8 protein-coding genes are annotated in these 9,254 nt (G+C 73.7%); 1 reads left to right on the top strand and 7 read right to left on the bottom strand.

Features of this window, described 5'->3' with window-relative positions:
- A partial coding sequence (rsgA, locus tag PKY62_RS10530; RefSeq protein ID WP_324536709.1) for a GTPase RsgA occupies positions 1–1,207 on the top strand: 1,207 nt, incomplete at its 5' end.
- Between the two features lie 68 nt (positions 1,208–1,275).
- Here the strand turns inward: rsgA and leuA are convergent.
- From leuA to PKY62_RS10495, 7 genes are all read right to left on the bottom strand, one after another.
- Complete coding sequence (gene leuA / locus PKY62_RS10525) at positions 1,276–3,039, bottom strand: 2-isopropylmalate synthase (RefSeq protein WP_324536707.1); 1,764 nt, start codon at positions 3,037–3,039, stop codon at positions 1,276–1,278.
- A 204-nt stretch (positions 3,040–3,243) separates the two neighbouring features.
- Complete coding sequence (locus PKY62_RS10520; RefSeq protein WP_324536705.1) at positions 3,244–4,407, bottom strand: variant leucine-rich repeat-containing protein; 1,164 nt, start codon at positions 4,405–4,407, stop codon at positions 3,244–3,246.
- Positions 4,408–4,627: 220 nt separating this feature from the next.
- Positions 4,628–6,121 (bottom strand): alpha/beta hydrolase family protein, encoded by a 1,494-nt coding sequence (locus tag PKY62_RS10515; protein ID WP_324536703.1) that lies wholly within the window; start codon positions 6,119–6,121, stop codon positions 4,628–4,630.
- A 50-nt stretch (positions 6,122–6,171) separates the two neighbouring features.
- Positions 6,172–7,098 carry a GTPase Era gene (gene era / locus PKY62_RS10510; protein ID WP_324536701.1) on the bottom strand — a complete coding sequence of 309 codons (927 nt, stop codon included), beginning with the start codon at positions 7,096–7,098 and terminating at the stop codon, positions 6,172–6,174.
- Complete coding sequence (locus tag PKY62_RS10505) at positions 7,095–8,393, bottom strand: hemolysin family protein (RefSeq protein WP_324536699.1); 1,299 nt, start codon at positions 8,391–8,393, stop codon at positions 7,095–7,097. The genes era and PKY62_RS10505 overlap by 4 nt, the downstream gene beginning before the upstream one ends.
- Positions 8,390–8,842, bottom strand: coding sequence for an rRNA maturation RNase YbeY (gene ybeY, locus PKY62_RS10500; RefSeq protein ID WP_324536696.1), 453 nt, complete (start codon positions 8,840–8,842; stop codon positions 8,390–8,392). The genes PKY62_RS10505 and ybeY overlap by 4 nt, the downstream gene beginning before the upstream one ends.
- Positions 8,839–9,254: PhoH family protein (locus PKY62_RS10495; RefSeq protein WP_324536694.1), on the bottom strand; the 416-nt coding region annotated here is incomplete at its 5' end. The genes ybeY and PKY62_RS10495, both read right to left, overlap by 4 nt.

Below are 9,254 nucleotides of genomic sequence, written 5' to 3'. Positions count from 1 at the left end.
CGAGGGCTGGTCCGCGGCCCTCGCCCACCACCTCGACGGCCACGCCACGTCACCACCCGTCGTCGGCCGCGTGACCCGCGCCGACCGGGGTGCGTGCGACGTGCTCGTCGCGCCGCCCCACGCCGGGGACGCCGCCGATGCCCCCGACCTGCGCCGGGTGCACGGCGCGCGCTGGGCGCCGGAGCTGTCCCGCGCCGCCGCAGCTGACGCCGAGCGCACCCCGGCCGCCGGGGACTGGGTGCTGCTCCGCGGGCCGGTGCTCGAGGCTCCCACCACCGCTCCTGACGGGCCGTCGGCAGCCCCCGACCTGCCGGGCACGTGGACCGTCACCGGCGTGCTCGACCGCCGCACGGCCGTGCGGCGCGCCGACGCCGAGCCCGGCTCCTCGCGCGCCCAGGTGCTCGCCGCCAACGCCGACGTCGTGGCCGTCGTGGAGCCCATGCCGGGCGTGCCGGGGCGCGTCGAGCGCCTGCTGGCCCTCGCGTGGGCGTCCGGCGCCCGGCCCGTCGTCGTGCTCACCAAGGCGGATCTGCAGGCCGACCCGGACGACGTCGTCGCGCGGGTCACCGCGGTGGCCCCTGGCGTCGACGTCCTGCCGGTCGCCGCGCCCGACGGGCACGGCCTGGACCCGCTGCGCGCCCTGCTCGCCGCCGGCGCCACCCTCGCGCTCGTCGGCGCCTCGGGCGTGGGCAAGTCCACGCTGCTCAACGCCCTGGTGCTCGGCACCGGGAGCGGCACCGTGGGGGCGGCGCCGGGCGGCGAGCCCAGCCGTCCGGCGGCCCCCGGCGAGCCGCACGAGGTCATGCGGACCCAGCCCGTGCGCTCCGACGGCAAGGGCCGGCACACCACGGTGACCCGCGAGCTGCACCTGGCCCCCGGCGGTGGCGCCGTGCTCGACACCCCCGGGGTCCGCACGGTGGGTCTGGCGGGTGCCGAGGAGCTCGAGGACGTGTTCCCCGAGGTCGCCGAGCTGGCGGCGCGCTGCCGGTTCGCCGACTGCGCCCACCGGAGCGAGCCCGGTTGCGCCGTGCAGGCGGCCGTCGCCGACGGCGAGCTGCCCGAGCGCCGCCTGGCCAGCTACCGTCGACTCGAGCGCGAGGCCGCTGCCCGGGCTGCGCGGGTGGACGTACGGCTGCGCGCCGAGCAGCGCCGCGAGCTCACCCTCCGCCAGCGCGAGTACCGTCGCCGGCCCGACAAGAAGCGCTGACCCCACGGGTCGGCGTCGTCGGACCCGTCCGGACCGGCACCGCGAGGGCGACGGTCCGGACGGGGACGTCAGCGACGCGAGCGGTTGACCGCCGAGATGATCGCCTTGAACGAGGCCGTGGTGATCGAGGGGTCGATGCCCACGCCCCAGAGCACCTGGTCGCCGACGGCGCACTCGACGTAGGCGGCCGCGGTCGCGTCGCCGCCCGTCGACAGCGCGTGCTCGGCGTAGTCGAGGATCTCGACCCTCTCCCCGAGTGCGGCCAGCGCCTGGACGAAGGCGTCGATCGGGCCGTTGCCCTGGCCCTCGAGGGTGCGCTCAGCACCGTCGTCGACGAGGTCGACCGAGAGCCGCTCCGGGCCGTCCTCGACGCTGACCGTGCGGCTGCCCCGCAGCGCGAACCGACCCCATGGCTCGAGGCCGCTGCCCGGCTCCGCCGGCAGGTACTCGTCCGTGAAGACGCGCCAGAGGTCGTCTGCGGTGACCTCCTGGCCCGAGGAGTCCGTGTAGACCTGCACGGCCCGGGAGAACTCGATCTGGAGGCGACGCGGCAGGTCCAGGTGCCGCTCGGACTTCATGAGGTAGGCCATCCCCCCCTTGCCCGACTGGGAGTTGACCCGGATGACCGCCTCGTACGAGCGGCCGACGTCGCGCGGGTCGATCGGCAGGTAGGGCACGGCCCACACCAGGTCCTCGACCTCGACGCCCTGCGCGGCGGCGCGGGCGTCCATGGAGTCGAAGCCCTTCTTGATCGCGTCCTGGTGCGAGCCCGAGAACGCCGTGTAGACGAGGTCGCCGCCGTAGGGGTGACGCTCGTGGACGGGCAGCTGCGTGCAGTGCTCGACGGTGCGGCGCACCGTGTCGATGTCCGTGAAGTCGATCATCGGGTCGATGCCCTGGCTCATGAGGTTCATCCCCAGGGTGACCAGGCAGACGTTCCCGGTGCGCTCCCCGTTGCCGAACAGGCAGCCCTCGATCCGGTCAGCGCCCGCCAGGTAGCCGAGCTCCGCCGCGGCGACGGCGGTGCCCCGGTCGTTGTGCGGGTGCAGGGACAGCACGACGTCCTCGCGGTGGTGCAGGTGGCGGCTCATCCACTCGATGGAGTCCGCGTAGACGTTGGGCGTGGCCATCTCGACCGTCGCGGGCAGGTTGATGATGACCTTGCGGTCCGGGGTCGGCTCGAAGACGTCGATCACCGCGTTGCACACCCGGACGGCGAACTCCAGCTCCGTGCCGGTGTACGACTCGGGCGAGTACTCGTAGTAGACCTCCGTGCCGGGGATGGTCTCGGCGTACTTGCGGCACAGGTGCGCACCGGAGACCGCCAGGTCGAGGGCGCCGTCCTGGTCGGTGCGGAAGACGACCTCGCGCTGCAGCACGCTGGTCGAGTTGTACAGGTGCACGATCGCCTGCTTCGCACCGGCGATGGCCTCGTACGTGCGCTCGATGAGGTGCTCACGCGCCTGGGTGAGCACCTGGATGACGACGTCGTCCGGGATGCGGCCGTCGTCGATGAGCATCCGGACGAAGTCGAAGTCCGTCTGGGAGGCGGACGGGAAGCCCACCTCGATCTCCTTGTAGCCCATCGCCACGAGCAGCTCGAACATCCGCAGCTTGCGCGCGGGGTTCATCGGCTCGATGAGGGCCTGGTTGCCGTCCCGCAGGTCCACCGCGCACCAGCGCGGGGCCCGCGTCATGCGGCGCGCCGGCCAGGTGCGGTCGGGCAGGTCCACGGCGATCTGCTCGTGGAACGGCCGGTAGCGGTGCACGGCCATCGGGGAGGGCTGCTGGGCGTTGCGGACGGCATAGGGCGCGTCTGGGGTGATGCTCATGGTCTCGGTCCTCGCACTAGCGCTGGTCAGGGCTCAGGCCAGCAGAAAGTCCACCGCGACGAGGATCCGGCCTAGGGCGTCTCGTCGCGGCGACCAAGGAGCAGCCGACGCTGCACGCACGTGCGCACGCGGAGCACACTACCCCGCGGGCGCCGCGTCGTGCAGCGTCGGCTCACAGCTCGTCGGCCGCGTGGCCGACGCCGCTCATCGGTTCGGGTCGCACCACAGGGTGGTGCCGGCCTCCTGCAGGCCGGCGCAGGTGTCCCCGAAGGTCTCGTAGATCGAGCCCACCGGCGACGTCTCGTACAGCGAGTCGCATGCTGCCATGTCGCCCGCTGCGCACGAGTCCCACAGGGCGTCGAGCGTCGCGTCGTCCCCGTAGTTGTACGGCTCGCCCGTCGTGGTCGACGACGCGCACGCCGCACCGCCCTCGGCGGTGTTGCCGCACGTGTCGCCGAAGGACTCGTACTCGGAGTCGATCGGCGCGGAGAAGTACAGCTCGTCGCACGCGGCCATGTCACCGCCGGCGCACGAGTCCCACAGCGCGTCGAGCGTCGCGTCGTCCCCGTACCCGAACGGCTCGTCGGAGCCGGTGTCCTCGCCCGTGTCCTCGGTCGCCCCGCCGCCCATGTCCGTGACGCACGAGCCGCCGGACACCTCGGTGCGGTTGCCGCACGTCTCGCCGAAGGCCTCGTACTCGGAGCCGATCGGCGCGGCGAAGTAGAGGTCGTCGCACGCGGCCCAGTCCTCGGTCTCGCACGCGTCCCACAGGGCGTCGAGCTCGGCGTTGTCGCCGTACGCGTCACCCTCGGTGATCCCCGGGACGTCGATGTCCTCGAGCTGGTCCGTGACGTTGCCGATGAGGGCCTTGATCGCGAAGAACGCGCCGACGCCCAGCAGGATGAGCACGCCGAGGATGCTGAGGACGATCACCAGGACCTTGTTGCCGCCCTTCTTCGGCGGCGCGCCCGCTGGGGCGAGCCCGTACGGCTGGCCGGGCTGGGGGGCGTACCCCGCGGGGGCGCCGTACGCGGGCGCCTGGGGCTCGAAACCGGGGGCCGGCGCACCGAAGGCCGGCGCGGGGGCCGCCGGCGTCGTCGCCTGGCCCTGCCACTGCGGTGCGGCGACCGGCGGCAGCGTCGGCAGCACGACGGTCGGCTGCTCGGCGCCCGCGCGCGCTGCGAGCGCGGCGTCGACCGTGGGCTCGCCGAGGCTGCCGAGCCACTCGAGCAGGCCGGGGTACGCGGAGGGGTTGGACGCCACGGCGGCACGCAGCTCCGGGCGCAGCGCCGCGATGTCCGCCAGCACCTGCCCCGGGGTGCTCGGGTCCGCCGCCTGCTGGGCGGTGAAGTTCTCCGGTTCAGTCATCTGAGGTGCTGCCCTCCTACGCCGTCCACCGACGTGGTCCGCCCTGCTCGCGCCGGGACGGTCGTCCCGGGTGCGGTGCCCGCTCGCCCGTCTGGGCAGGCGGACGCCCCCTGGGTGAACCGTAGCGGGCCAGGGACCGGTGCGGTGTGCACCGCGGGGCACTTCACCCGTGTGCCGCCGCCCTCGCCCGCCGCCGGCCCGCCGTCGGGCCGTACCGCCGTCAGCCCAGGGTCGGGAACGCGCCCCAGTAGCCGAGCTGGACCAGGAGCACGGCCGAGCCGGTCACGGCGCCCGCGAGGCACCACCGACCCGTCTGCGTCAGGGCCGCCCCGGTCCGCCCGGCCCGGCGCCCGTCGAGCACCCGGAACACGAGCACCACGCCCGCCACCACGCTCACCACGGCGAGCATCCGGACCGCGAGCCAGCCGCCCTGCACGACGAAGGCGTTGGTGCGGTAGTTCTGCGCGAGGTTCGCCACCGCGAGCAGGTAGACCACGAGCAGGACGAAGCCCGCGACGGCCGACACGGTCATCGCGGCCAGCGGCCAGCGCACGCCGTCGGCCAGCACCGCCCCGCGGCGCCCGCGGACGCGACGACCGAGCCACAGCACAGGGCCGACGAGCAGGGCGACCACGGCCAGCACGAGGGTCGCGACGATGAGGTCACCCTCGGCGTACCAGCGCGGCCGCTCGACGGGCTCGGCGACGAACCGCTGGTAGGGCTCGTCCCCGGCGACCCGCGGCGCGGCGTGCCCGCTCGCGGGCAGGGCCTGGACCCAGTCGGCGAGGTCCTGGGCGAAGGCCGGGACCAGCGCGTGCTCGACCCGGATCCCGTGGTCAGCCCCCGCGTAGTAGCGGACGGTCCAGTCGGGGTTCCCCGCCGTCCCGACGTCTGCGATGACCTGCAGCGCCCCCTGGACGGTGGGCATCGCCGCGTCGCCCGTGCCGTAGACCACGAGGACCGGCTGACGCATGCGCTGCTGGAACGGCCGCACGTCGAAGTCCACGTACGCGAACCCGCCCCCCGGGAACTCCATCCCGACGAACCGCGGGATGGAGCGCAGCAGCCCCACCGGGACGCCTGTGGCGCGCAGGTAGGAGTCGACCGCGAAGGCGGCCTGCTCGCGCGGTGGCACCACGGGCGCGGCGACGAGCACGACGAAGGCGACGGACGGGTTGTCCGCTGCCATGACGGGCACCACCCAGGCGCCCTCGCTCTCGCCGTACACGCCCACGCGGTCCGGGTCGACGCCGGGCAGCCTGCGCAGCGCCTCGACGCTGCGCAGGTAGTCGTTGGCCATCGACGGGTAGTCGCGGTCCCGGGTGGAGTACGTGTCGAGGCGCTTGTTCGGCACCATCGCGACGACCCCCGCGCTGGCGAGGGCCTGCGCCTGCGCGACGAACGCCTGCTCGAACAGCCCCGTGCCCGCGCCGTGCACGAAGACGACACCGGCCCGGTCCCCCGGCGCGCCCACCGGCTCGCTGATCTGGGCCTCGACCTGCGTCCCGGCGAGCTCGACCGTCACCACGGACGTCACGACGTCGTACGTGCCGACGGGCTCGGCGTCCGCGCTGCGCCCGATGGACGTGTCGGAGGTGGAGACCTCGATGGTCTCGGTCATGGGGACGGGGTCCCAACCCGGACCGGTGACGGCACCGCCGACGCCGAGCACGGCGACGACGACCGTGCTGGTCAACGCGATCCGGTACCGCACCCGGGGAGTCTAGTCGGCGCGGCGACCCGCCCTCCCGGACCGTCCGCCCGTCAGAAGCCGAGGCGCCCCAGGGCCTTGGGGTCGCGCTGCCAGTCCTTGGCGACCTTGACGTGCAGGTCGAGGTACACCCGGGCGCCGAGCAGCGCCTCGATCCCCTTGCGCGCCGTGGCGCCCACCTCGCGCAGCCGGGCGCCGCCCTTGCCGATGATGATCGCCTTCTGGCTGTCCCGCTCGACGAACAGCTGCACCCGCACGTCGAGGAACGGCGGCTGCCCGTCGGAGCCGTCCCGGCCCTCGCGCGGCGTGATCTCGTCGACCACCACGGCCAGCGAGTGGGGCAGCTCGTCGCGCACGCCCTCGAGCGCTGCCTCGCGGACCAGCTCGGCGACCATGACGATCTCCGGCTCGTCCGTGAGCTCCCCGTCCGGGTACAGCGGCGGCCCCGGCTGCAGGTGGCCCACCAGCACGTCCACCAGCGTGTCGACCTGGAAGCCGTCGACGGCGCTGACCGGGACGATGTCCGCCCACTCGCCGAGCTCCGCGATCGCCATGAGGTGCTCGGCGAGCCGTGCGCGGGGCACGAGGTCGGTCTTGGTGGCCACGGCGACCACGGGGGTGCGGCCGCCCTGCGACAGCGTGGTGAGCTGCTCGGCGATGTAGCGGTCCCCCGGTCCCACGCGCTGGTCCGCCGGCAGGCAGAACACGACCGCGTCGACCTCGGTGAGCGTGTCGCGCACCAGGTCGTTGAGCCGCTCGCCGAGCAGCGTGCGCGGCCGGTGCAGCCCCGGGGTGTCCACGAGCACCACCTGGGCGTCCGGACGGTGCACGATCCCGCGGATGACGTGCCGGGTGGTCTGCGGCCGCCCCGAGGTGATCGCCACCTTCTGCCCGACGATCGCGTTGGTGAGGGTGGACTTGCCGGCGTTGGGACGTCCGACGATGCAGACGAAGCCCGAGCGGAACGGCGGGGTGGTCATCGCTGGACTCCCGTGGAGGCGGAGGGGACGGAACCGGTGCCCGGGTCCGCTGACGGGGTCGAGCCGGTCTGACGGACGAGCAGCGTCGCGACCTGCTTGCGACGCCCCTCGACGCGGTCGGCCGTGAGCACGAGCCCGGCGACCTCGGCGGTGGCACCCACGAGGGGCACCTTGCCGAGCACCTTGGCCAGCAGGCCGCCGACCGTGTCGACGTCGTCGTCCTCGAGGTCGAGGTCGAACAGCTCGCCGAGCTCGTCGACCGGCAGGCGTGAGGGTACCCGGTAGCTGCCGTCGCCGAGGTCCTCGACCTCGGGGCCCGAGCGGTCGTGCTCGTCCGTGAGCTCGCCGACGATCTCCTCGAGCGCGTCCTCGATGGTGACCAGCCCGGCGATCCCGCCGTACTCGTCGACGACGAGCGCGATGTGCGACGAGCCGGCCTGCATCTCGCGCAGCAGGTCGTCGACGGGCTTGGACTCGGGGACGAACACCGGCTGGCGGGCGAGGCCGCCCACGCGGTCGTCCTGGGCCCCAGGGTGCCGGTGCGTGTGCCGGACGAGGTCCTTGAGGTAGAGCACGCCGAGCACGTCGTCGACCGACTCGCCGACCACCGGCACGCGCGAGTAGCCCGAGCGCAGGAACAGCGACAGCGCCTTGGTGAGCGTCGTGTCGCCCGGGACGGTGATCATCTCCGTCCGCGGGACCATGACCGCGCGGGTCAGGGTGTCGCCCAGCTCGAGCACGGAGCGGAACATCTCGCGCTCGTCGTCCTCGATGTGGTCGGAGTCGCTCACGCGGTCGACCATGTCGCGGATCTCGTCGTCCGTGAGGTCCTGCTGGTCCGAGAGCGTGCGCTCGGCCAGGTGCATCGTCCCGGCGAGCCGGTGCGCGACGCGCAGCACCCCGGAGGTCGCGAGCACCGCACCCGCAGGGTGCTGCCGGGCGATCCCGCGCGGCAGGTGCCGCACCACGAGGAGCGCCGCGGCGGCGGCGAGGGTGCCGGCGAGCAGCAGCGCCTGCCACCAGGTGGCCCCGGCGGCGAGCACCGCGAGCGCAAGGAGCACCGCACCGAGCGCCTCGAGGACCACCCGCACCGACGATGCGGCCGAGGCCGCGACGCGCGTCTCGGCGAGGAGCCGCTGTGCGCGGCGCGCGCTGGGCAGGTCGGAGGCCGCGATCCCGGCCTGCTCGGACCGGCCCAGCCGCAGCAGACCGGTCTCCCCCGCGCTGAGCAGCGCCGCGAGCACCAACGCCAGCAGCGCCCCGACGACCAGCGCCCCGGTGGGAGCGCCGTTCATCGTCGGGCGAGGAACGTGAGCAGGAGCTGTCGCTGCAGCGCGAACATCTCCTTCTCCTCCTCGGGCTCGGCGTGGTCGTAGCCGAGCAGGTGCAGGATGCCGTGCGTCGTCAGGAGCAGCAGCTCCTCCGTGGTCGAGTGGCCGGCCTCGCGCGCCTGGCGCACCGCGACCTCGGGGCACAGCACGACGTCGCCCAGCAGCCCCGCCGGGGACGGGTGGCCCTCGGAGCCAGGGCGCAGCTCGTCCATCGGGAAGGACAGCACGTCGGTGGGGCCCGGCTCGTCCATCCACTGCACGTGCAGCTCCGTCATCACCTCAGGCGTGACGAGCAGGATCGACAGGTCCGTCTGCGGGTGCACGTGCATCGTGTCGAGCACGTGGCGTCCGAGCGCCGCGAACTCGGCCTCGTCGACCTCGTGGCCCGACTCGTTGTTCACCTCGATGCTCATCGCGAGCTCCCCTGGTCCCAGTGCGCGTACGCGTCGATGATGTCGCCGACCAGCCGGTGGCGAACCACGTCGCCGGAGCCGAGGCGGCAGAAGGCGACGTCGTCGACGTCACCGAGGATCTCCTCGACCACCCGCAGGCCCGAGGTCGTGGCACCGGGCAGGTCCACCTGCGTGACGTCGCCGGTGACGACCATCCGCGAGCCGAAGCCCAGCCGGGTGAGGAACATCTTCATCTGGTCGGTCGAGGTGTTCTGGGCCTCGTCGAGGATGATGAAGGCGTCGTTGAGCGTCCGGCCACGCATGTAGGCCAGCGGGGCGACCTCCACGGTCCCGGCCTCGATGAGCCGCGGGATGGAGTCGGGGTCGACCATGTCGTGCAGCGCGTCGTAGAGCGGGCGCAGGTAGGGGTCGA

The organism is Actinotalea sp., assembly GCF_035443605.1.
Lineage (GTDB): Bacteria > Actinomycetota > Actinomycetes > Actinomycetales > Cellulomonadaceae > Actinotalea.
Note: the sequence above shows the minus strand (reverse complement) of the source record. Positions and strands in the feature narration are given on the sequence as shown.